The sequence below is a fragment of the Mesorhizobium sp. WSM4816 genome (assembly GCF_055811535.1).
This window is the reverse complement of record NZ_JBVVQR010000002.1, coordinates 199,340-221,587: the sequence shown is the minus strand read 5'-3', so window position 1 is coordinate 221,587 and position 22,248 is coordinate 199,340. Positions and strand designations below refer to the sequence as shown.

Here is a 22,248-nt window from a genome sequence, read left to right as displayed (position 1 = left end):
TCGCCTCCTATCTTTCCAGAACCAGCGACTTGCCCTCGAAGCGCGAGACGCAGGGCATGATCTTTTTGCAGGATCGGTGCTCTTCTTCGCTCAGCCAGTGGTCGTTGTGTATGAATTCGCCGTCATGCGCGATGACATTGGTTTCGCACTGGCCGCAGACGCCGCCGCGGCAGAGATAGGGAGGATCGACGCCGGCCCCCTCGATCGCCTCGAGCAGGCTCTGCTGCTCGCCGACGCCGATCGTCTTGCCGCTGACCGCCAGCGTCACCTCGAACGGGGCGCCGGGCTGCGGGGCGGCGAAATGCTCGAAATGGACGGTTTCCGTCGGCCACCCCAAGGCAGCGGCGCGGTCGCGCACCCAGCCGATCATGCCTGACGGGCCGCAGACATAGAGATGTGTGCCGAGCGGCTGTGACGACAGCAGCCGGTCGAGCTCGATGCGCTCGTCGCGGTCGTCGTGATAGAGCCTGACGCGGCGGTCGTAGCGCTCTCTGAGCACATCGGCGTAGGTGCCGAGTGAGGCGGTGCGGCAGGTGTAATGCAGCTCGAAATTGCCGCCTTCCGCTGCCAGCTGCGCGGTCTGCGCCATGAACGGCGTGATGCCGATGCCGCCGGCCAGCATCAGGTGCTTCCTGGCGCGCAGGTCGAGCGAAAAAAGATTGACCGGGTAGCTGATCACCATCTCCATGCCGGGCCTGACATGCCTGTGCATGAACAGCGAGCCGCCGCGGCCGATGTGGTCGCGGCGCACCGAGATCGTGTATTCGCGTGTGTCGAGCGGCGAGCCCATCAACGAATAGGGATTGAGCCTGGTCCGCTCGCCGTCGCGCATCTCCACCACAACATGGGCGCCGCCGGAGAATGTCGGCAAAAGCTGCCCGTCGCGCCTGCGGAAATGGAAGCGCGTGACCAGTTCGTTGACCGGGACGACATCGCTCACGACGACGTCAAGCTTGGTGGTGCCGGTGCTCATCGAAAGATCTCCTCCGCCGGAGGAATTTCGCTGCGGTCTTCCGCATTGATGCAGACGCCCTGGAATGCGGCGAGGCGCCTGGAATAGTGATCGCGTACCAGAAGAAGCAGGCCACAATGCGAACACGTTGCCGGCTGCGTCGTCACGTTTTCGGTGATGCCCTTGCAATGAACGCATTGGACGCGGCGCGCCAGCGAGCCGCGATGCTCGGTCTGGATCGACGTGTGGTCGATGCCGGCGTCGAGCGCCGCCTGCATCGCCTGGCCGATCAGCCCCTCGGTGCCGGCGAGATAGAGGCGCAGGCCCATATGCGCGTTGGCCAGCGTCTGCTTCAGCCGCGGCAAGGCACTGGCGAAGGAAGGCCCCTGGTAGAATTGCGCCGGCTTCAGCGCTTCGAGCGCGGCGACATGTCTGCCATCCCGGCCGGGGATGAAGATGATGTGAGCATCGGCAAAGAAACCATCGGGCGCCTTGGCGGCCAGCTCTGATATCGCCAGCGCTCCTTCTGCATCCGCCACGAAAAGATGGTGCTTGCCGGGCTGCGGAGACAGGGTTCCGTAGACCGGCCGGCTGATGATGCTTTTCTCTGCCATTCTCCCAGTATGCCTCAGCCTTTCGCCGTGCGCTTGGTCTTCTTCGGATCATCGAAGGGAAGCGGCTCAGCCGTCGCGCTGATGGCGCCGCTCTTGTTGCGGATCTCGAGCCTGGTGCCCTGGACGGCGCAGTCGACATCGAGCCGGGCAATGCCCATCGATTTCTTGACCAGCGGCGAATACATGGCGCAAGTCACCACGCCGACCTTTTTGCCGTCGCGATAGACCGGTGCGCCCTCGTCGGCCGGCTCCTTGCCTTCGAGCAGCACGCCGAAGATCTTGAAGCGTTCCTTGCCCTTGAGGCGGTAGTGCTCCTCGGCGCCGCGAAACCCTGTCTTGCCGGGGCTGACGGTGAAATCGAGGCCGAGTTCCCACAGCGTGTCGCCGGGGCCTTCGTTCTCGAACGGATATTTCTGCGAATTGTCGTAGGGGTAGAACAGGAGGTAGCTCTCGACGCGCAGCATATCGAGCGTGGTGAACCGGCACGGGATGATGCCGGCGCTCTTGCCCTCGTCGAGGATGGTGTCCCAGATCGTGCCGGCATCCTGGCCACGGCAGAAGATCTCGTAGCCGCGTTCGCCGGTGTAGCCGGTGCGCGAGATCATCACCGGAAAACCGAACAGCCGGGTCTGCATGTGATGGAAATAGGCGAGGTCGCGTATGCCAGGCACATGCTTTGCCAGGTAGTCGACTGATATCGGTCCCTGCAGCGAGAGGTCGTGCAGATTGTCATCAAAACGCAGCGAGACATCGCGGCCCATGGCGGCCCGCTGCAACTCCTCGTGGCCGGTGCCAGAACCGTGGACGACCATCCAGGCATTCGGGCCGGTGCGGTAGAGGATGCAGTCGTCGGTGAACTTGCCGGCCTCGTTCAGCATGCAGGCATAGGCCGACTTGCCGGGATAGATCTTTTCCACGTCGCGCGTCGTGGCGAGGTCGATCAGATGCGAGGCATGCGGCCCGGTGATGTGGACCTTCTTCAGGCCCGACACATCCATCAGCCCGGCCTTGGTGCGGATGGCGATGTATTCCTCGTCGGCGTCCTTGTCGTAGGTCCAGGCGGTGCCCATCCCGCTCCAGTCTTCGAGCTTCGAACCGAGCGCACGATGGCGATCCGCCAAGGTCGAAAATCTCCAGGATGCGGTCATGGACTTGCTTCTCCTCACAGGATTGCCGACGTTTCGCCGCTTCAGGGCGCTGCCATGCGACGGTCCGCGCCATATTGACTCAAAACTCCAAAAGCGCGCAATACTAAGATGCAAAAAGTTTTACTCAGAGGCAAGGAACGCAACTGAACGGAGGGGACATGAAATGGAAGGGAATCTCAACGCTCTAACGACCATTTTCACGGAATTCTATTACTGGGTGACCATCGTCATGATGTTCCTGATCCATGTCGGGTTCTGCATGTACGAGGTCGGCGTATCGCGCCGGCGCAATCATCTGAAAACGCTTATGAAGAACGCGATGGCGATCCCGCTCGTCACGATCACGTTCTATTTTTTCGGCTGGTGGATCTATTTCGGCTTTCCCAATGGGCCGGGCATCGCCGGCGGACTTGTCACCGCACCATTCGCCGAAGCATGGAATCCGCTGATGGGCACCCACCTCTCCGGCGTCAATCCGGGCGAGACGGGGGTCACCCCTACCGACGCCGCGCTGTGGCATCGCCTCAACGGCGTGTTCTGGGGCGCCTTCCTGCTGTTTTCCATCACGACGGCGTCGATCGTCTCGGGTTCGATCATAGAACGCGCGCGCTCGGGTGCGTTCTGGATCGTCGCGGTGCTGGTCGGCTCGGTCCTGTGGATTCTCGACGCGTCCTGGGGCTGGCATCCGCAAGGCTGGATGGTGAAACTCTGGGGCTATCATGACGCCTATGCATCGGGGGTCGTGCACGCAATCGCGGGCGGAGCGGCGCTCGCCTTTCTCATCGTGCTTGGTCCGCGCATCGGCAAGTTCAGGCCCGACGGCACGGCGCGCGACATCCCGCCCCACAATGTGTGGCTGGTCACGATCGGCCTGTTCCTGATCTTCACCGGCTTCTGGGGCTTCTACGCCGCGTGCAACATTCCGCTGATCAGCCCGGCCACGATTGCCGGCCAGATCACCGGCGAGACCTGGACGGCGACCAACATCTATCTCGCGCCGACCACGCTTTCGGCGATCACCTTCAACTTTCTGATGTCGCTGTCGGGCGGTATGCTGGCCGGCTACATCGTCTCGAAAGGCGACCCTTTCTGGACGTTCTCGATGGGGCTTTGCGGCATTGTCTCGGCCTCGGCCGGCAACGACCTCTATCACCCGATCCAGGCACTGCTGATCGGCGCGATCGTCCCGACCATCTGCTACAAGCTGCACTATTTCGTCGAGCGCCGCTTCAAGATCGATGATGCGGTGGGCGCCGTTGCCGTGCACGGTTATGGCGGGTTCCTCGGTGTCGTGGTGGCGGGCTTCATGCTGTGGGGACAGCCGTCCTCGCCCTATGAGGGCTTCGCGCATATCAACCCGCTCGGCAATTTCGCTGGTGCGGTGCTGATGTTCGTGCTCGGCTTCGTCCCCACCTTTGTCGTCTGCAAGATCCTCAACAGCATGAACCTCCTGCGCGTACCGGCGAAGGTGGAACTCGAGGGCTTCGACTTTGCCCTCAACCATGCGTTTGAGGCGTCGGTCCGCGAAGTGGGAGCCGCCGAAAAAGCCATGATCAAATAGTCAACGGGCAAGGAGAACCGCAATGTCTACCAATGGAATGGAAAGCTGGGCCGTCGACCTCAAGGACGTCGGCGCGATCTACCCGTTTCAGGGTTCCGAAGTCGTGATGGTCATCATCGGCCTCGTCTTCTGGATCGGGTGGCATGTCCTTCAGACGCGCCACGAGAACGCTGAGATCGAGGCCGATATGGCTGCGGATCGCACGGGAGATGAGACGAGAAAGGCGATCGACCGCCATTAAGTCACCGCCGGGCCGTCTGGCGCGCCATTTGCGCCAGACGACTTGTCCAGGATGAAAAAAACTTTCATACGAGTTGAACTCAACCTATGAAGCTGGTAGCACCGGAATCATACCTCACCTCGGGAGCCTGACATGTGCGGAATCGTCGGACTGTTTTTGAAGGACAAGTCGCTCGAGCCCCAGCTTGGCTCGATGCTGTCGGAGATGCTGATCTCGCTCAGCGATCGCGGTCCCGACAGCGCCGGCATCGCTATCTATGGCGCGCCATCCGACAATGAGGCCAAGATCACCATGCAGTCGGCAAAGCCGGAGCACGATTTCCGCAACCTTGACGCCGAACTCGCCAGAGCGATCGGAACGCCGGTGAACATCGCGGTGAAATCGACGCATGCGGTCGTCAGGACCACGCCCGACAAGATCGATGAAGTGCGCGAGACCATCCAGGCGCTGCGCCCCGACATCCGCATCATGGGCGCCGGCGACGTCGTCGAAATCTACAAGGAGGTCGGCTTGCCCGAAGCGGTCGTCGATCGCTTCGACGTGCGCAGCATGACCGGTACGCACGGCATCGGCCACACCCGTATGGCGACGGAATCGGCGGTGACGACGATGGGCGCGCATCCGTTCTCGACCGGCGCCGACCAGTGCCTGGTGCATAACGGCTCGCTGTCCAATCACAACAATGTCCGCCGCGAGCTGAGCCGCGAAGGCATGAAATTCGAGACCGAGAACGATACCGAAGTCGCGGCCGCCTATCTCTCCTCGCAGATGGCTCATGGCAAGAATCTCGGCGAGGCGCTGGAAGGCGCGCTGAGCGACCTCGACGGTTTCTTCACCTTCGTCGTCGGCACCAAGAACGGCTTCGGCGTGGTGCGCGACCCGATCGCCTGCAAGCCTGCCGTCATGGCCGAGACCGACCAGTATGTCGCCTTCGGCTCGGAATATCGCGCGCTCACCAAGCTGCCCGGCATCGACAATGCGAGGGTCTGGGAGCCCGAGCCCGCAACCGTCTATTTCTGGGAGCATTAAGCTCATGCCGGCAATCAACGTCTCCAAGGCACTCGACCAGAGCCATGCATCCAGGGTCTTCGACCTGGCCGAGATGCCGTTGCGCGAGCTTAACCAGACGCTTCACGATTTGACTCCCGGTTCGAACCAGACCGCCTGGGAAGTGCTCAATCCGAAAGGCAGCCATTCGGTCGCCGTCGGCGTCGACCAGCCGGTCACCGTCGATGTCCGCGGCAGCGTCGGCTATTATTGCGGCGGCATGAACGACGGCAGCGCCATCACGGTGCATGGCTCGGCCGGACCCGGCGTCGGCGAAAACATGATGTCGGGCTCGATAACGGTCAAAGGAGATGCCAGCCAATATGCCGGTGCCACCGGCAGGGGCGGGCTGTTGGTCATCGAGGGCAACGCGTCGTCGCGCTGCGGCATCTCGATGAAGGGCATCGACATCGTCGTCCACGGCAATATCGGCCATATGTCGGCCTTCATGGCGCAGTCCGGCAATCTGGTGGTGCTGGGCGATGCCGGCGATGCGCTCGGCGATTCCATCTACGAGGCGCGGCTGTTCGTGCGCGGCAAGGTCGGCAGCCTCGGCGCCGACTGCATCGCCAAGGAGATGCGGCCCGAGCATCTGGCATTGCTGCAGGACCTGCTCGACCGCGCCGGGGTGACCGGCGTCAAGGCGGCGGAGTTCACGCGTTACGGCTCGGCGCGCACGCTCTACAATTTCAACATCGACAACGCCGACGAGTATTGAGGCTCAATGACCTATCGCAACCCGCCGACGACGCCGCGCAAATCCGCGACCTTCGACGACTACACGCTTTCCGAGATCCGTCGCGCCGCTGCGACCGGCATCTATGACATCCGCGGCGCCGGCGCCAAGCGCAGGCTGCCGCATTTCGACGACCTGCTTGTCCTCGGCGCCTCGATCTCGCGCTATCCGCTCGAAGGCTATCGCGAGCGCTGCGACACCAGCGTCGTGCTGGGCTCGCGCCATGCGAAAAAGCCGATCAAGCTGAAAATCCCGATCACCATTGCCGGCATGAGTTTTGGCTCGCTGTCCGGCCCGGCCAAGGAAGCGCTCGGCCGCGGCGCGACGCTGTCCGGCACCTCGACGACGACCGGCGACGGCGGCATGACCGAGGAAGAGCGCGGCCATTCCAAGACGCTGGTCTACCAGTACCTGCCGTCGCGCTACGGCATGAACCCGCGCGACTTGCGCCGGGCGGATGCGATCGAGATCGTCGTCGGCCAGGGTGCCAAGCCCGGTGGCGGCGGCATGCTGCTTGGCCAGAAGATCTCCGACCGTGTCGCCGAAATGCGCACGCTGCCCAAGGGTATCGACCAGCGCTCAGCCTCACGCCATCCCGACTGGACCGGGCCCGACGATCTCGAAATAAAGATCCTGGAACTGCGTGAAATCACCGACTGGGAAAAGCCGATCTACGTCAAGGTCGGCGGCGCGCGGCCCTATTACGACACAGCCCTTGCGGTGAAATCAGGCGCCGATGTCGTCGTGATCGACGGCATGCAGGGCGGCACCGCCGCAACCCAGGAAGTGTTCATCGAGAATGTCGGCCAGCCGACGCTTGCCTGCATCAGGCCGGCGGTGCAGGCGCTGCAGGATCTCGGCATGCACCGCAAGGTGCAGCTGATCATCTCGGGCGGCATCCGCAACGGCGCCGATGTCGCCAAGGCGCTGGCGCTCGGCGTCGACGCGGTGTCGATCGGCACCGCCGCACTTGTCGCGCTCGGCGACAACGATCCGCGCTGGGAGGCGGAGTACAACGAGCTCGGCACCACCGCCGGCGCCTATGACGACTGGCACGAGGGCCGCGATCCGGCCGGCATCACCACGCAGGATCCCGAGCTGATGAAACGGCTCGATCCGATAGCGGCCGGGCGACGGCTGGCCAATTATCTCAAGGTGATGACGCTGGAGGCGCAGACGATCGCCCGCGCCTGCGGCAAGAACAGCCTGCACAATCTCGAGCCCGAGGATCTCGTCGCGCTGACGATCGAAGCCGCCGCCATGGCCGGCGTGCCGCTGGCCGGGACCAACTGGATACCGGGGAAGAACGGCTTCTGATACAAAACTACCAAATACCAATAAGCGAGGAACTATAATGGGGAACGATCTCGCCGCCTTCGCCAAAGGGAACGGCGTCAAATATTTCATGATCTCCTACACCGACCTGTTCGGTGGGCAGCGCGCCAAGCTGGTGCCGGCGCAAGCCATCGCCGACATGCAGAAGGACGGCGCCGGCTTTGCCGGCTTTGCCACCTGGCTCGACCTGACGCCGGCGCATCCAGACATGCTGGCGGTGCCGGATCCGGATTCGGTCATCCAGCTGCCGTGGAAGCCGGAAGTCGCCTGGATTGCCGCCAATTGCATGATGGACGAAAAAACGGTCGCTCAGGCGCCGCGCAACACGCTGAAGCGGCTGATTGACGAGGTGGCGGGCGACGGCATGCATGTCAAGACCGGCGTCGAGGCCGAGTTCTTCCTGATCTCGCCGGACGGCAAGACGATTTCCGACGAATACGACACGGCGTCAAAGCCCTGCTACGACCAGCAGGCGGTGATGCGGCGCTACGATGTCATCGCCGAGATCTGCGACCACATGCTGGCGCTCGGCTGGGGCGCCTACCAGAACGACCATGAGGACGCCAACGGCCAGTTCGAGATGAACTGGGCCTTCGACGATGCGCTGGCGACCGCCGACAAGCATTCCTTCTTCAAGTTCATGGTGAGGTCCGTTGCAGAAAAGCACGGGCTGCGCGCCACCTTCATGCCAAAACCGTTCCCCGGCCTGACCGGCAATGGCTGTCACGCCCACATCTCGGTGTGGGACAAGGACGGCAAGACCAATGTCTTTGCCGACAACGCCATGGAGCTCGGCCTGTCGGCGAAGGGCAGGAATTTTCTCGGCGGCATCATGAAGCATGCCTCGGCACTTGCCGCGATCACCAACCCGACGGTCAATTCCTACAAGCGCATCAATGCGCCGCGTACCATTTCGGGCGCCACCTGGGCGCCGAACTCGGTGACCTGGACCGGCAACAACCGCACCCATATGGTGCGCGTGCCCGGCCCCGGACGCTTCGAGCTGCGCCTGCCCGACGGCGCGGCAAACCCTTACCTGCTGCAGGCGGTCATCATCGCCGCCGGCCTCGACGGCATCCGCTCGAAGGCCGATCCCGGCAAGCGCTACGACATCGACATGTACCAGTTCGGGCATACGGTGGAGGGCGCGCCGAAGCTGCCGCTCAACCTGCTCGATGCATTGCGCGAGTTCGACAACGACAAATCGCTCAAGGCGGCGCTGGGTGAGGAATTCTCGTCGGCTTATCTAAAGCTGAAGCATCAGGAATGGAATTCCTATGCTTCCCACTTCACCCAGTGGGAGCGCGACCACACGCTGGATATCTAGAACATCGGACCGAAAAGTGTGAAGCGGTTTTCGGACGATTCCGATGCGTCAAGAATGGTCCTGCGCGGCGCGAGCGACCTCGGAATAGAGTCATGAAATACTCGATCTTCTCCCTCGCCCGTGCGGCATTTTCCGGTCACAAGAATTGGCAGCGCACCTGGCGCGACGCCAGCCCGAAGGACCGCTACGACGTGGTGATCATCGGTGGCGGCGGCCACGGCCTGGCGACGGCATGGTTCCTCGCCAGCGAATACGGCATCAGGAATGTCGCCGTGCTCGAAAAGGGCTGGATCGGCTCCGGCAATGCCGGCCGCAACACCACCATCATCCGCTCCAATTACGGGCTGCCCGGCAATACCGGCTTCTACGAGCTGTCGATGAAGCTGTGGGAGCGGATGGAGCAGGACCTCAACTACAACACGATGGTCAGCCAGCGCGGCGTCATCAACCTTTACCATTCCGATGCGCAGCGTGACGCCTATGCGCGGCGCGGCAACACGATGCGCATCAACGGCATCGATGCCGAACTGCTCAATCTTGCGGCGGTCAAGAAGATGATGCCGTTCCTGAACTTCGACAATGCCCGCTTTCCCGTGCAAGGCGGCCTGCTGCAGCGGCGCGGCGGCACAGCACGCCACGACGCCGTGGTCTGGGGCTACGCCCATGCGGCGAGCGCGCTCGGCGTCGACATCATCCAGAACTGCGAGGTGACCGGCTTTGGGCGCGACGCCAACGGCAAGGTGACCGGCGTCGAGACATCGCGCGGCACAATCGGCGCCGGCAAGGTCGGCATGGCCGTCGCCGGCAGTTCGTCGCGCGTCGCGGCGATGGCTGGCCTGCGGCTGCCGATCGAGAGCCATGTGCTGCAGGCCTTCGTTTCCGAGGCGATCAAGCCGCTGATACCCAATGTCATGACCTTCGGCGCCGGCCATTTCTATGTCAGCCAGTCGGACAAGGGCGGGCTGGTCTTCGGCGGCGATATAGACGGCTACAATTCCTATGCCCAGCGCGGCAACATGCCTGTGATGGAAGACGTCTGCGAGGGCGGCATGGCGCTGATGCCGATGATCGGTCGCGTGCGCCTGTTGCGCCAATGGGGCGGCATCATGGACATGTCGATGGACGGCTCGCCGATCATCGACAAGACGCCCGTGGACGGGCTCCATCTCAATGCCGGCTGGTGCTATGGCGGCTTCAAGGCGACGCCCGGCTCCGGCCTTGTCTTTGCCCATCTTCTGGCCCGCGACGAACTGCACAAGGAGGCGGCGCGCTTCCGTCTCGACCGGTTCCGGCGGGGCGCTGTCATCGATGAAAAGGGCGTCGGCGCCCAACCGAACCTGCACTGAGGACGGCCCGAAAAGCATGCGTATTGTCTGTCCCTTCTGCGGCCAACGCGAACTCGGCGAGTTCACCTGTCTCGGCGACGCCAAGCCGCTGCGGCCGGCAGCCGGCGCCTCGGAAGACGAGGTGTTCGACTACGTCTATCTGCGCGACAACATTGCCGGCGAGACGAGCGAACATTGGTATCATGGCGGCGGCTGCCGGGCCTGGCTGAAGATCATCCGCAACACGCTGACACACGAGATTTCCTCGGTCGAGCCGGCGGCGGGAGTCGGGGCGAGGCAGGCAAAATGAGTATTCTTAGCCAACTCAGCGCCGCCCCTCATCCGCCTGCCGGCACCTTCTCCCCGTATAGTGACGGGGAGAAGGGAGATGGCCGCAACCTCGGCGCCCTTCCTGCTACGCTGGAGATTGGCGAAACCCTCAGTGAAGGCGTCCTTCTCCCCGTCACTATACGGGGAGAAGTGCCCGGCAGGGCGATGAGGGGCAGCGCGACGCTCGTGCATGGGGGCCGGCAACCGTGATCACCAGCCAGCCCCGTCGTCTCGCATCGGGCGGTCTCATCGACCGCTCGTTGCTGCTGAACTTTCGCTTCGACGGCAAAACCTTTGCCGGCTTCCAGGGCGACACGCTGGCCTCGGCGCTGATCGCCAATGGCGTCAAGCTGGTCGGCCGCTCGTTCAAGTACCACCGGCCGCGCGGCATCCTGACCGCGGGCTCGGAAGAACCCAACGCACTTGTCGAGCTGCGCACCGGAGCCCGGCGTGAGCCCAACACCAAGGCGACCACCGCCGAACTTTATGACGGTCTGGAAGCCGCCAGCCAGAACCGCTGGCCGTCGCTGCGCCACGATCTGATGGCGGTCAACCAGCTGTTCTCACCGATGTTCGTCGCCGGCTTCTACTACAAGACCTTCATGTGGCCGGCAAAATTCTGGGAAGCAGTCTACGAGCCGGCGATCCGCCGCGCCGCTGGTCTCGGCCGCGCCGCGGGCGTTGCCGATCCTGATCATTACGACAAGACGTGGGCGCATTGCGACGTGCTGATCGCTGGTTCCGGCCCAGCCGGGCTGGCGGCAGCACTTGCCGCCGGCCGATCTGGTGCCCGCGTCATCCTGTGCGAGGAAGATTTTGCGCTTGGCGGCCGCCTGCTTGCCGACGGCGGTACGATCGACGGGGTGCCCGCAGCCGAATGGATTTCGCGCACGCTGGCCGAACTCGCCTCACTGCCCGATGTCCGCATCATAAACCGCACGACACTGTTCGGCGTCTATGACGGCGGGACTTATGGCGCCATCGAACGGGTCAACGATCACCTGCCCTCGCCGCCGGAGCATCAGGTGCGCCAGCGGCTGTGGCGGATCGTGGCAAAGCGCTCGATTGTTGCCGCCGGCGCCATCGAACGGCCGATCGTCTTTGCCGGCAATGACACGCCCGGCGTGATGATGGCTTCGGCAATGCGGAGCTATATCGCGCGCTATGCGGCAACCCCGGCGAAGCGGATTGCGCTGTTCACCAACAATGAGGATGGCTGGCGCACGGTCGAGGCGGCACTCGACGCCGGATTGCAGATCGCTGCCGTCGTCGATGCGCGTCCGGACGTATCGGCCGCGCGTCGCGCGCTTGCCGCCAAAACCGGCTTTGCCATTTTGAACGGTTTCGTCAGCGGGGTGGACGGCGGCAAGGGCGGTGTCAGGAAAATCTCGATATCTCTGGCAGGCGGCGCACGCGCCGAGGTCGAAGCCGACGGGCTTGCCGTTTCCGGTGGCTGGAACCCGGCGGTCGGGCTGACCTCCTGCCATCGCGGCCGGCCGCAATGGCAGGACGACATATCGGCCTTCGTGCCGGACGGCGCGCCTCCCGGCATGGTGGCCGCCGGTGCCGCCAACGGCGCTTTTGGGCTCGGCGCCTGCCTGCGCCAGGGGTTTGCCGCCGGTGCGGCGGCGGCGCAGAGCGCCGGGCACAGCGGCAGTGCCGGCACGCCGCCAGTCGCCGACGACGAAGCGTTTTCGCTGACCCCGCTCTGGCATGTTGCCGGCAAAGGCAAAGCCTTTGTCGACTACCAGCATGACGTCACCGCTGCCGACATCGAGCTGGCGCAGCGCGAAGGCTTTGAATCGGTCGAGCATCTGAAGCGCTATACGACGCTCGGCATGGCGACCGACCAGGGCAAGACCTCGAATGTCGCCGGCCTCGCCATCATGGCGGCGATATCAGGCAAATCCATTCCCGAGACCGGCACGACGATCTACCGGCCGCCCTATGTGCCGGTCGCCATCGGCGCCTTTGCCGGCCATCATCGCGACGAAAACTTCCACGCGACAAGGCTGACGCCGTCGCATCACTGGGCAGCCGAACAGGGCGCGGTGTTCATCGACACCGGCTTGTGGAAGCGGGCGCAATGGTATCCGCGCGCCGGCGAGAAGGACTGGCTGGAAACGGTCATCCGCGAGGTCAAGGCGGTACGCTCCGGCGTCGGCTTTTGCGACGTCTCGACGCTCGGCAAGATCGACGTGCACGGACCGGATGCCGGCGCCTTCCTCGACCGCGTCTACATCAACACCTTCTCCAATCTTGCTGTGGGAAAAGCTCGCTATGGGCTGATGCTGCGCGAGGACGGCCTGGTCTATGACGACGGCACCACGTCGCGGCTGGCCGATGACCACTATCTCCTGACCACCACGACTGCCAAGGCCGGGCCGGTGATGCAGCATCTCGAATTCTGCCGGCAGGTGCTGTTTCCTCAATTCGACGTGCAACTCACGTCAGTCTCCGACCAGTGGGCGCAATTCTCGATCGCCGGGCCGAAAACCCGGGACCTGCTTCGCGAAATGGTCGACCCGGCCGAGGATTTGTCGAACGAGGGCTTTCCGTTCATGGGCGCGCGGCAAGTCGCGCTTCGCGGCGGCATCAGGGCGCGGCTGTTCCGCATTTCGTTCTCCGGCGAGATGGCGTTCGAGATTTCCGTTCCGGCCCGCTACGGCGACGCGCTGGTGCGCAACCTGATGCTAGCCGGCAAACAATTCGGCGTCACGCCCTATGGCACCGAGGCGCTCGGCGTCATGCGCATCGAAAAGGGCCATGTTGCAGGGCCGGAACTGAACGGCACGACGACCGCGGCCGATCTCGGCTTGGGCAAGATGATGTCGACCAAAAAGGATTTTGTCGGCCGCGTCATGGCCGGACGCGAGGCGCTGGTCGCACCGGATCGGCAGGTCGTGGTCGGCATCAAGCCGACGGACAGAGCGCGCCGCCTGCGCTCCGGCGCGCATGTCATTCCGAAAGGCGAGATACCGGGTTCTGCCAACGACCAGGGCTATGTCACCTCGGTCTGTTTCTCGCCGACGCTTGACCAGTGGATCGGGCTGGCGCTTGTCGAGCGCGGCCGCGAGCGCATCGGCGAGATCGTCCATGCGCACGATCCGCTGAGAGGTGAAGACTATGACGTCGAGCTGTGCAATCCCGTCTTCTACGATCCGGATGGAGGGCGCCAGCGTGGCTGAGTTTTCGTGGCTTTCTCGCAGTCCGCTGAAGCACGCACTTGTCGTAGGCGCCCATGGCGCGCGCGACGTCGCGCCGTGCATTTCCCTCACTGAAGTTCGCAATTTCGACCTGATCCAGGTGATGGCGCGGCGCGGCAAAGGGGCGGAACTGGCAAACGCCGCCAAAGCCCGTTTCGGCATGGCGGCTCCGGATCTGCCGAAGGCCGTCAGCGCTTCGGACGTGACGCTCATCTGGTCGGGACCGGATCAGTTCCTCGTCCTGTCCAAGAGCGGCAAGCACACGATCGACATTTTGAGCCAGGCGTTCTCGCAGTCCGCCTCGCTGTCGGACCAGTCGCATGCGCGCGCCCTGATCAGCGTCTCGGGAGCCAAGGCGCGCGCCATGCTGGCGAAATTGTCGTCGCTCGATCTGCACCCGGCGGCGTTTCCGATCGACGCCGCTGCCGCCACATCGATCGACCACACCGGCGTCAATCTCTGGCGTGGCAATGACCGGCCGGACGGGCAGCCGATGTTCAACCTTCTGGTGTTTGCAAGTTTCGCCGAAAGCCTGTGGCACACGATGCTCGACGCAGCCGCCGAGTATGGCGTCGACATCGGGTATTCAGGGGAGTTGGGGTAGCGGTTGTCTCTTCCCTTCTCCCCTTGTGGGAGAAGGTGGCCTCGCGAAGCTAGGTCGGATGAGGGGTGTTCCAGCTTGACACCGACAGCATTCCGTCCAACACCCCTCTTCCGTCTCGGCGCTACGCGCCGATCCACCTTCTCCCACAAGGGGAGAAGGAAGAGGCGCCGCGCACCACCTTCGCCTTGCCAAACCGACACGCACTGCTATTCTTGCTGCGAAAATAATTTTACGTACAGGCAAACTTGTTTCTTGAGACCCGGGTCGAGATGAGCCAGTCGCCCTACCCCGCCGTCGCCGCCGGACCGCCACGACCGAGCCTGATCCTGCGGCCCGGCCAGAAGGCGCTGCCCGCCGGCATGGAGCGCTATTCCGTCCAAGGCAATGGTGCGGTGCTCATCGACGTCGAGGCCGGCGATACCGTCAGCGTACGCAACGTAGAAGGCGGCCAGGCTTGCGAGTTGCTGGCATGGGACAAGAGCGGCGTGCCTGATGCCGGCATTTTCGGCGAGAAATCGAACAGCAATGCCGCCGGCATCAAGGCGCTGCTGGCCGATGGCGACGACAGCCTCGCGTTCTTGCGCCAGGGGCTCGAGCGACGCCAGGTGCAACTCGACCAGGCAAAGGCGGTTCGTGTCTTCGGCGGCGCCACCGCTGCCGGCACCGAACAGGGTTTTGCCGTTGCCCGCAATGGCTCGATGCTGATCGCCGCCCCGGGCGGGCCGATGCCGGTCGACGGCCACGACACGGCAACGCCGCTCAGCGTCATCGTGCGCCGTGCCACGATCCATCCGGCGGCGAAGTCCAGGCTTGGCGATCCGCTGGCCGACCCGGTGCTCGATTTGCGCGTCCATTCGGCGACCGCGGAAGCCTACTTCGTCAAGGCGGGTGACTATCTGCAGATCATCGATGTCGACGGGCGCCAATGCACCGACTTCCAGTGCTTTTCGGCGCGCAAGCTCGACAAGGGACGCGACCATCCGCTCGACGTGACGACGACCCGCACGCTGATGGGTTCGAGCTATCCGATGCCCGGCCTGCATTCGAAATATTACGACCAGGACATGGAGCCGCTGGTCGAGGTGGTGCAGGACACCTGCGGCCGGCACGATGCGTTCGCGCTCGCTTGCGCCGCCAAATATTACGACGACATCGGCTATCCCGGTCATCCCAACTGCTCGGAGAATTTCAACCGCGCGCTCGCCGACGAGGGCGTCACCCCGCGCGCGGGCTGGATGGCGATCAACTTCTTCTTCAACACGGCGATCGACGCGCATGGCGTCATGGTGTCGGACGAGCCATGGTCGCGGCCGGGCGACTATGTGCTGCTGCGGGCACTTACCGACATCGTTTGCGTGTCGTCCGCCTGTCCCGACGACACGACGCCGGCCAATGGCTGGAACCTGACCGACATCCATGTGCGGACCTATTCCGGTAAGCATAAATTCTCGCGAGCGATCGCGAGACGCATGACGCCCGATTCGGAACCGAAAATGACCCGCGAGACATCATTTCATTCGAGCTTTGCCAAGCACACCCGCAACTTCGTCGAGTACAGGGGTTATTGGCTGGCCAATTCCTTCGCAAAAGAGGGCCCTATCGACGAATACTGGGCCTGCCGGCAGGCCGCCGTCATCATGGACCTGTCGCCGCTGCGCAAGTTCGAGGTCACCGGCCCGGATTCGGAGGCGCTGCTGCAATACACGCTGACCCGCGACGTGAAAAAACTCGGCGTCGGCCAGGTCGTCTATTCCGCCATGTGCTACGAGCATGGCGGCATGATCGACGACGGCACGCTGCTCAGGCTCGGCAAGGACAATTTCCGCTGGGTCGGCGGCGACGATCTGTCCGGCGAATGGCTGCGCGACACTGCGACGAGCCTCGGCCTCAACGTGCTGGTGCGCTCGTCGACCGACCAGATGCACAATGTCGCCGTGCAGGGACCGAAGAGCCGCGACATCCTGAAGGAGATCATCTGGACTTCCCCGCTGCAGCCGGCGATCGAGGAGCTCGAATGGTTCCGTTTCGCCGTCGCCCGCATCGGCGGCGGCAACGGCATTCCAATCGTCGTTTCGCGCACCGGCTATACCGGCGAGCTCGGCTACGAGATCTGGTGCCACCCGCGCGACGCCGAAAAGGTGTTCGACGCCATCTGGGCGGCCGGCCAGCCGCATGGCTTGAAGCCGATGGGGCTACAGGCACTCGACATGGTGCGCATCGAGTCCGGGCTAATCTTTGCTGCTCACGAATTTTCCGACCAGACCGATCCGTTCGAGGCCGGCATCGGCTTCACCGTGCCGCTGAAGAGCAAGACCGACGATTTCATCGGCCGCGAGGCGTTGATCCGGCGCAAGGAAAACCCGCAGAGGAAACTGGTCGGCCTCGACATCGACGCCAATGTCGCGGTCGGGCATGGCGATTGCGTCCATGTCGGCCGCGCCCAGATCGGCGAGGTCACTTCCGCCATGCGCTCGCCGCTGCTCAACAAGACCATCGCGCTGGCCAGGCTTGACGTCACCCATGCCGCGATCGGCACCGAGGTCGAGATCGGCAAGCTCGACGGCCACAGCAAGCGGCTGCCGGCGCGCGTCGTCGCCTTCGCCCACTACGATCCGCAAAAGACCAGACCGCGCTCCTGACGGCTGCATCCTTGCCTTCTCCCCTTGTGGGAGAAGGTGGATTGGCGCGCAGCGCCAAGACGGAAGAGGGGGGTTGGCCGGAGTGCCGTCCGTGCCAAGCTGGAACACCCCTCATCCGACCTCGCTTCGCGAGGCCACCTTCTCCCACAAGGGGAGAAGGGAGAGCCGCGTTTTCAATCGATCTTGATGAACACGCCCTTGGTGTTGAGATACTCGTCGAGGTGCTCGGCACCGCCCTCGCGGCCGTAGCCGCTCATCTTGTAGCCGCCGAAGGGCACGGCCGGATCGATGGCGTGATAGGTGTTCACCCAGACTGAGCCGGCGCGGATTTTTCGCGACAGCTGGTGGGCGGTGGAGACATTGCGGGTGAAGACCCCGGCGGCAAGACCGTAGGGCGTGTTGTTGGCACGCTCGACCGCCTCATCGAGCGTATCGAACGGCAGCGCCGAAATCACCGGCCCGAAGATCTCCTCGCGCGCGATCCTCATGTCGTCCGAGACATCGGCAAAGACGGTCGGCGCGACGAAATTGCCGGCGGCCAGGGCACCTTCCATGAGGCGTTGACCGCCGGTGACGAGGGTCGCGCCCTCCGCCGCGCCGGCCTGGAGATACGAGGCGACCCGTTGCAGCTGCTTTTCGGAGACGAGCGGGCCGATCTCGGTCGCCGGGTCGATGCCGTCGCCGATCCTGAGACCCTTGGCATAGGCCGCCAGCCGCTCGACGAATTCATCATGGACGGAGCGTTCGACGAACAGGCGCGAGCCGGCGATGCAGATCTGGCCGGAATTGGCGAATACCGACATCGCCGCCACCGGCACCGCCTTGTCGAGATCGGCGTCGGCGCAGACGATGACCGGCGACTTGCCGCCAAGCTCCAGCGAGACGCGCTTGAGGTTGCCGGCCGAGGCGCGGACGATCGACTGGCCGGTTGCCGTCGAGCCGGTGAAGACGATCTTGTCGACACCCATATGCTCGGCAAGGGCGGCGCCTGCCTCGACGCCGGTGCCGGTCACGATGTTGACGACGCCTGGGGGAACGCCGGCCTCGTTCATGATGTCGGCGATCAGAAGCGGCGTCAGCGGCGCCTCTTCCGATGGTTTCAGCACCACCGTGCAGCCGGTCGCCAGCGCCGGTCCGATCTTCCAGATCGAAGCCGCCGTCGGTGCGTTCCACGGGATGATGGCGCCGACGACGCCGACCGGCTCCTTTCGCGTGAAGGAGACGATTTCGCCCGGCAGCGAGTTCTCGATCGTCTCGCCGTGCAGGGACGTCGCCATGCCGGCGTAATAGCGCAGCATGCCGATGACGCGGTTGCGGTTGGCCAGGGTGCGCACGATCGGCATGCCCATGTCGGTGGTGTCCGAGCGGCTGATCTCCTCCCAGTGCTTTTCGAAGAGATCGGCGATCCTGAGCAGCAGCACCTGCCGCTCATAGGGCTTGCACCGGCTCCACGGCCCGTCGAAGGCCCTGCGCGCTGCGGCCACCGCCAGCTCGATGTCCTGGCGGTCGCTGCGCGGCACCGTGGCAATGACCGCGCCGGTGGCCGGATTGCGGGTCTCCATGGTCCTGCCCGAGCGGGCGTCGACCCAGGCCCCATCGACGAACATCTTGCGGTGGCGTCCGTCGATCGGCCGGCGCAGCGCCACCGGTGCCTGAGCTATGGTCATGACGTCCTCCTCCGGCGCGCGGTAGCCTCACTTGAGATTAATTGTCGATCTCGGCGCCGCCCCTCATCGCCCTGCCGGGCACTTCTCCCCGTATAGTGACGGGGAGAAGGGGCTGGCCGCACGCTCGGCGCTTTTTTTGCAGCGCTGGAGATTGGCGAAATCCTTTGCGAAGGCGTCCTTCTCCCCGTCACTATACGGGGAGAAGATGGCGGCAGCCAGATGAGGGGCGGCGCCAACCTGCGCGATTGCCTCGACCCTATTCGGCCGCCAGGGGCAGTTGCGGCTGGTCATCGTTTTCCGCCAGTTTCGGCTCGGCGGCCGGCTCGGCGGCCGGCGCCGCGTCCTTCTTGCGCTCCCGGCCGAAGAACAAGGCATAGCCTGCCGGAAGGACGAGGATGGTCAGCACCGTGGCAACGAGGATGCCGCCCATCATGGCATAGGCGAGCGGACCCCAGAAGACGCCGCGCGAGATCGGGATCAGCGCCAGGACCGCCGTCAGCGCCGTCAGCATGATCGGCCGGAAACGGCGGACTGCCGAGCCGATGATGGCCTCCGAGCGTTCCATGCCGGCTGCGATGTCCTGGTCGATCTGGTCGACCAGGATGATCGAGTTGCGCATGATGATGCCAAGCAGCGCGATGACGCCGAGAATGGCGACGAAGCCGAACGGCGCGCCACTGATCAAAAGTGCCGCCGCAGCACCGATGATGCCGAGCGGACCGGTCGCCAGCACCAGCATCGCCTTGCCGAAATGCTGCAGCTGGATCATCAGCAGCACGACGATGACGGCCAGCATGATTGGAGCTTTCGCAGCAATCGAGGCCTGGCTTTCGGCCGAATCCTCGGCGCCGCCCTGGATCTCGATGTTGTAGCCAGGTGCCAGGCCGTCGCGCAGACCCTGCATCTCGCTGTACATCTTCATGACGACATCGTTCGACTGCACGCCGTCCGGCAGCGTGGCGCGCACGCTGATGGTCGGCAGGCGGTCGCGCCGCCATTCGACACCTTGCTCCAGCACCGGGACGACCTTGGCGACCTGCGACAGCGGCACGAAGCCACCGAAATCCGTCGGGACAGAGATCGAGTCGACCGCCGACAGCAGGTGGCGGCTTGCCTCCGGCTCGCGGGCGACGATCGAAACCGTCTCCTCGCCATCACGGAAATCATCGAGCGGCGCTCCCGACATGGTCGCCTGCAGCATCTGGCGGATGCGCTGCGAGGTGACGCCGAGCGCACGGGCGCGATCCTGGTCGATCACCAGCTTCATCTCCGGCACCGGCTCCAGCCAGTCGTCGTGGACGGCGCCGAGCAGCGGATTTGCCTGGAACTTCGCCTTCACCTCGTCGGCGATGCGGCGCACCTCCTGGCGATCCGGGCCCATGACGCGCATCTGCACCGGCCAGCCAGTGGGTGGCCCGAGGAACAGGCGGTCGACCTTGGCACGGACCGACGGGAAATTCTCGGCCAGAATGGTGCGCAGCTTGACGATCAGCCGTTCGCGGGCCGGTTCGTCATTGGCCATCACCAGAAGCTGGGCAAAATTCGGATTGCGAAGCTGCTGGTCGAGCGGCAGGAAGAAGCGCGGCGCGCCCTCGCCGATATAGGTGGCGATGAAGCGCTTGTCCTTGTCGTCCATCATCCTGGTTTCGAGCGCCTTGGCCTGCGTCTCGACTTCCTTGATGCTGGTGCCTTCCGGCAGCCAGAGGTCGACAAGGATTTCCGGACGCGACGACTGCGGGAAGAAATTCTGCGGGATGAACTGGAACGCCCACAGGCTGGTGACGAAGGTCACCAGCGTCATGACCAGCACGATGATGCGGTGGCGCACGGACCAGCTGACGGTGGCGCGAAGCCGGCGATAAAAGCGCGTGTCGAAGACATCGTGATGGCTGCCGGCGTGTTTTCGCTGCTTGAGGATCATATGACCAAGCCACGGCGTGAAATAGACCGCCACGAACCAGGAGACGACCAGCGCGATGCCGACGACGTAGAACAGCGTGCGCACATATTCGCCGGCCGTCGAAGCCGCGAAGCCGACCGGGATGAAGCCGGCGGTGGTGATCAGCGTGCCGGTCAGCATCGGGAAGGCCGTCGAGGTGTAAGCGAAGCTCGCCGCCTCGATCTTGACCATTCCTTCCTCGAGCTTGCGTTCCATCATTTCGACGACGATCATCGCATCGTCGACAAGCAGGCCGAGCGCGATGATCAGTGCGCCAAGCGAAATGCGCTGCAGATCGATGCCGATCTCGTACATGATGGCGAAGGTGGCCGCCAGGACGAGCGGAATGGTGATTGCGATCACCAGGCCCGAACGCCAGCCGATCGTCAGGAACGAAACGACAAGCACGATCAGCAGCGCCTCGCCGAGCGCCGTCATGAACTCGCTCACCGCGTCCCGCACGACTTCCGGCTGGTCGGCGATCTGATCGACCGAAACGCCGTAGGGCAAGGCCTCTTCGAAGCGGTGATAGGTCGCCTCGACCTCCTTGCCGACATCGGTGACGTTGAAGCCCTTGGCCATGACGACGCCGACCTGGACGCTGTCCCGGCCGTTGAAGCGGTATTTGCGCTGATAGGGATCCTCGAGACCTGTGGTCACGGTTGCGATGTCGCCGAGGCGCGTCACCTGGTTGCCGGCGCGCAGGCGAAGTTCGCGGATGTCGGCTGCCTCCGTCACGCTGCCTTCGACCGAGATGCGCACAGAGCGCTGGCCGGTGTCGACCGAGCCTGCCGGATCGACATTGTTCTGGCCCTTGATCGCGTTCTGCAGATCGGTGAGTGTCAGGCCGCGCTCGGCAAGCACCTTGGACGAAACGTCGATATAGAGTTTTTCCGGCTGGTCGCCGATGATCACGGCCTTCTCGACGCCGGGCGTGGTCAGAAGCATGTCACGCGCCTGGATGGCCAATTTCTTCAGCTCGGGATAGCTGTAGCCATCGCCGCTGATCGAATGCAGGGTGATGAAAGTGTCGCCGAATTCGTCGTTGAAGTAAGGCCCAAGCAGCCCCTGGGGCAGCTCATTGGCGATATCGCCGACCTTCTTGCGTACCTGGTAAAAGGCATCCGCGACCTGGGATGGATTGGTGTCGCCTTCCACCTGCAAGGTGATGATGGCGCTGCCGGCGCGCGTATAGGAACGGACGAAATCGAGATGCGGCGTTTCCTGCAGCTTGCGCTCGATCTTGTTGACGACCTGGTCCTCCATCTCCTGGATCGAGGCACCGGGCCAGACCGCCTGGACGACCATGACGCGGAAGGTGAAATCTGGATCTTCCTTCTGGCCCATGCGCATCAGGCCGAGCGCACCGGCAACGATGATCAGGCCGAACAGGAACCGCGCAATGCTCGGGTGCCCGATCGCCCAGCGCGAAAGATTGAAGGGCCGTTTTTCATTGGTGTCGGTGGTGTCGGTGGTCATAGCGCCAGTCCATCTGTCTGATCGTCAGCGCACGCACATGGCATGCCCACGGAGCTTCTAATGCTGGAGCCTGTTCCATCCCGATAGGATCGGGATGG

General features: G+C 63.9%; 16 protein-coding genes. 11 read left to right on the top strand and 5 right to left on the bottom strand.

Annotated elements, in window-relative coordinates; all coding sequences use genetic code 11:
• Positions 1-7: 7 nt before the first annotated feature.
• Genes AC0L3H_RS03135 through AC0L3H_RS03125 form a run of 3 tightly spaced genes read right to left on the bottom strand, consistent with a single transcriptional unit; the run spans position 8 to position 2,714 of the window.
• The gene (locus AC0L3H_RS03135) at positions 8-973 is read right to left on the bottom strand and encodes a PDR/VanB family oxidoreductase (RefSeq protein ID WP_473584476.1); all 966 of its coding nucleotides are present in this window, start codon (positions 971-973) and stop codon (positions 8-10) included.
• A complete protein-coding gene (locus tag AC0L3H_RS03130; RefSeq protein WP_473584475.1) occupies positions 970-1,566 on the bottom strand; it encodes a dimethylamine monooxygenase subunit DmmA family protein in 597 nt (198 codons plus the stop codon). The genes AC0L3H_RS03135 and AC0L3H_RS03130 overlap by 4 nt, the downstream gene beginning before the upstream one ends.
• Before the next feature lie 14 nt (positions 1,567-1,580).
• Complete coding sequence (locus AC0L3H_RS03125; protein ID WP_473584474.1) at positions 1,581-2,714, bottom strand: aminomethyl transferase family protein; 1,134 nt, start codon at positions 2,712-2,714, stop codon at positions 1,581-1,583.
• A 163-nt stretch (positions 2,715-2,877) separates the two neighbouring features.
• Here AC0L3H_RS03125 and AC0L3H_RS03120 point away from each other — a divergent pair, with 163 nt between their 5' ends.
• The 11 genes from AC0L3H_RS03120 (at position 2,878) to AC0L3H_RS03070 (ending at position 17,065) form a co-directional block, all read left to right on the top strand.
• Positions 2,878-4,275, top strand: coding sequence for an ammonium transporter (locus AC0L3H_RS03120; protein ID WP_473584473.1), 1,398 nt, complete (start codon positions 2,878-2,880; stop codon positions 4,273-4,275).
• Positions 4,276-4,297: 22 nt separating this feature from the next.
• The gene (locus AC0L3H_RS03115) at positions 4,298-4,516 is read left to right on the top strand and encodes a hypothetical protein (RefSeq protein ID WP_127316094.1); all 219 of its coding nucleotides are present in this window, start codon (positions 4,298-4,300) and stop codon (positions 4,514-4,516) included.
• A 132-nt stretch (positions 4,517-4,648) separates the two neighbouring features.
• Positions 4,649-5,545, top strand: a complete 897-nt coding sequence (locus AC0L3H_RS03110) for a class II glutamine amidotransferase (RefSeq protein ID WP_473584472.1) — start codon at positions 4,649-4,651, stop codon at positions 5,543-5,545.
• A 4-nt stretch (positions 5,546-5,549) separates the two neighbouring features.
• Positions 5,550-6,281, top strand: a complete 732-nt coding sequence (locus AC0L3H_RS03105; protein WP_473584471.1) for a GltB/FmdC/FwdC-like GXGXG domain-containing protein — start codon at positions 5,550-5,552, stop codon at positions 6,279-6,281.
• A gap of 6 nt (positions 6,282-6,287) precedes the next feature.
• Positions 6,288-7,616: an FMN-binding glutamate synthase family protein gene (locus AC0L3H_RS03100; RefSeq protein WP_473584470.1), complete on the top strand. Its 1,329-nt coding sequence runs from the start codon at positions 6,288-6,290 to the stop codon at positions 7,614-7,616.
• A 37-nt stretch (positions 7,617-7,653) separates the two neighbouring features.
• Positions 7,654-8,961 (top strand): type III glutamate--ammonia ligase, encoded by a 1,308-nt coding sequence (glnT, locus tag AC0L3H_RS03095; protein ID WP_473584469.1) that lies wholly within the window; start codon positions 7,654-7,656, stop codon positions 8,959-8,961.
• A gap of 92 nt (positions 8,962-9,053) precedes the next feature.
• Complete coding sequence (locus AC0L3H_RS03090; protein WP_473584468.1) at positions 9,054-10,307, top strand: sarcosine oxidase subunit beta family protein; 1,254 nt, start codon at positions 9,054-9,056, stop codon at positions 10,305-10,307.
• A 16-nt stretch (positions 10,308-10,323) separates the two neighbouring features.
• The gene (locus tag AC0L3H_RS03085) at positions 10,324-10,596 is read left to right on the top strand and encodes a sarcosine oxidase subunit delta (RefSeq protein ID WP_473584467.1); all 273 of its coding nucleotides are present in this window, start codon (positions 10,324-10,326) and stop codon (positions 10,594-10,596) included.
• Positions 10,597-10,825: 229 nt separating this feature from the next.
• Positions 10,826-13,804: a sarcosine oxidase subunit alpha gene (locus tag AC0L3H_RS03080; protein WP_473584612.1), complete on the top strand. Its 2,979-nt coding sequence runs from the start codon at positions 10,826-10,828 to the stop codon at positions 13,802-13,804.
• Entirely contained in the window at positions 13,797-14,426 is a 630-nt protein-coding gene (locus AC0L3H_RS03075) for a sarcosine oxidase subunit gamma (RefSeq protein WP_473584466.1), read from the top strand. Before AC0L3H_RS03080 ends, AC0L3H_RS03075 begins: the two co-directional genes overlap by 8 nt.
• 269 nt (positions 14,427-14,695) lie before the next feature.
• Positions 14,696-17,065: a DUF1989 domain-containing protein gene (locus tag AC0L3H_RS03070; RefSeq protein WP_473584465.1), complete on the top strand. Its 2,370-nt coding sequence runs from the start codon at positions 14,696-14,698 to the stop codon at positions 17,063-17,065.
• 173 nt (positions 17,066-17,238) lie between these two features.
• Here AC0L3H_RS03070 and AC0L3H_RS03065 read toward each other — a convergent pair whose 3' ends face one another.
• Positions 17,239-18,732 carry an aldehyde dehydrogenase family protein gene (locus AC0L3H_RS03065; protein ID WP_473584464.1) on the bottom strand — a complete coding sequence of 498 codons (1,494 nt, stop codon included), beginning with the start codon at positions 18,730-18,732 and terminating at the stop codon, positions 17,239-17,241.
• A gap of 256 nt (positions 18,733-18,988) precedes the next feature.
• Entirely contained in the window at positions 18,989-22,150 is a 3,162-nt protein-coding gene (locus AC0L3H_RS03060; protein WP_473584463.1) for an efflux RND transporter permease subunit, read from the bottom strand.
• Positions 22,151-22,248: the final 98 nt, after the last annotated feature.

Excerpts from the sequence above, each read along its gene's own strand:
- AC0L3H_RS03135 (WP_473584476.1), bottom strand. The coding sequence starts at position 973 with ATGAGCACCGGCACCACCAAGCTTGACGTCGTCGTGAGCGATGTCGTC.
- AC0L3H_RS03090 (WP_473584468.1), top strand. The coding sequence starts at position 9,054 with ATGAAATACTCGATCTTCTCCCTCGCCCGTGCGGCATTTTCCGGTCAC.
- AC0L3H_RS03085 (WP_473584467.1), top strand. The coding sequence starts at position 10,324 with ATGCGTATTGTCTGTCCCTTCTGCGGCCAACGCGAACTCGGCGAGTTC.
- AC0L3H_RS03130 (WP_473584475.1), bottom strand. The coding sequence starts at position 1,566 with ATGGCAGAGAAAAGCATCATCAGCCGGCCGGTCTACGGAACCCTGTCT.
- AC0L3H_RS03115 (WP_127316094.1), top strand. The coding sequence starts at position 4,298 with ATGTCTACCAATGGAATGGAAAGCTGGGCCGTCGACCTCAAGGACGTC.
- AC0L3H_RS03060 (WP_473584463.1), bottom strand. The coding sequence starts at position 22,150 with ATGACCACCGACACCACCGACACCAATGAAAAACGGCCCTTCAATCTT.
- AC0L3H_RS03110 (WP_473584472.1), top strand. The coding sequence starts at position 4,649 with ATGTGCGGAATCGTCGGACTGTTTTTGAAGGACAAGTCGCTCGAGCCC.
- AC0L3H_RS03125 (WP_473584474.1), bottom strand. The coding sequence starts at position 2,714 with ATGACCGCATCCTGGAGATTTTCGACCTTGGCGGATCGCCATCGTGCG.
- AC0L3H_RS03065 (WP_473584464.1), bottom strand. The coding sequence starts at position 18,732 with ATGACCATAGCTCAGGCACCGGTGGCGCTGCGCCGGCCGATCGACGGA.
- glnT (WP_473584469.1), top strand. The coding sequence starts at position 7,654 with ATGGGGAACGATCTCGCCGCCTTCGCCAAAGGGAACGGCGTCAAATAT.
- AC0L3H_RS03105 (WP_473584471.1), top strand. The coding sequence starts at position 5,550 with ATGCCGGCAATCAACGTCTCCAAGGCACTCGACCAGAGCCATGCATCC.
- AC0L3H_RS03120 (WP_473584473.1), top strand. The coding sequence starts at position 2,878 with ATGGAAGGGAATCTCAACGCTCTAACGACCATTTTCACGGAATTCTAT.
- AC0L3H_RS03100 (WP_473584470.1), top strand. The coding sequence starts at position 6,288 with ATGACCTATCGCAACCCGCCGACGACGCCGCGCAAATCCGCGACCTTC.
- AC0L3H_RS03070 (WP_473584465.1), top strand. The coding sequence starts at position 14,696 with ATGAGCCAGTCGCCCTACCCCGCCGTCGCCGCCGGACCGCCACGACCG.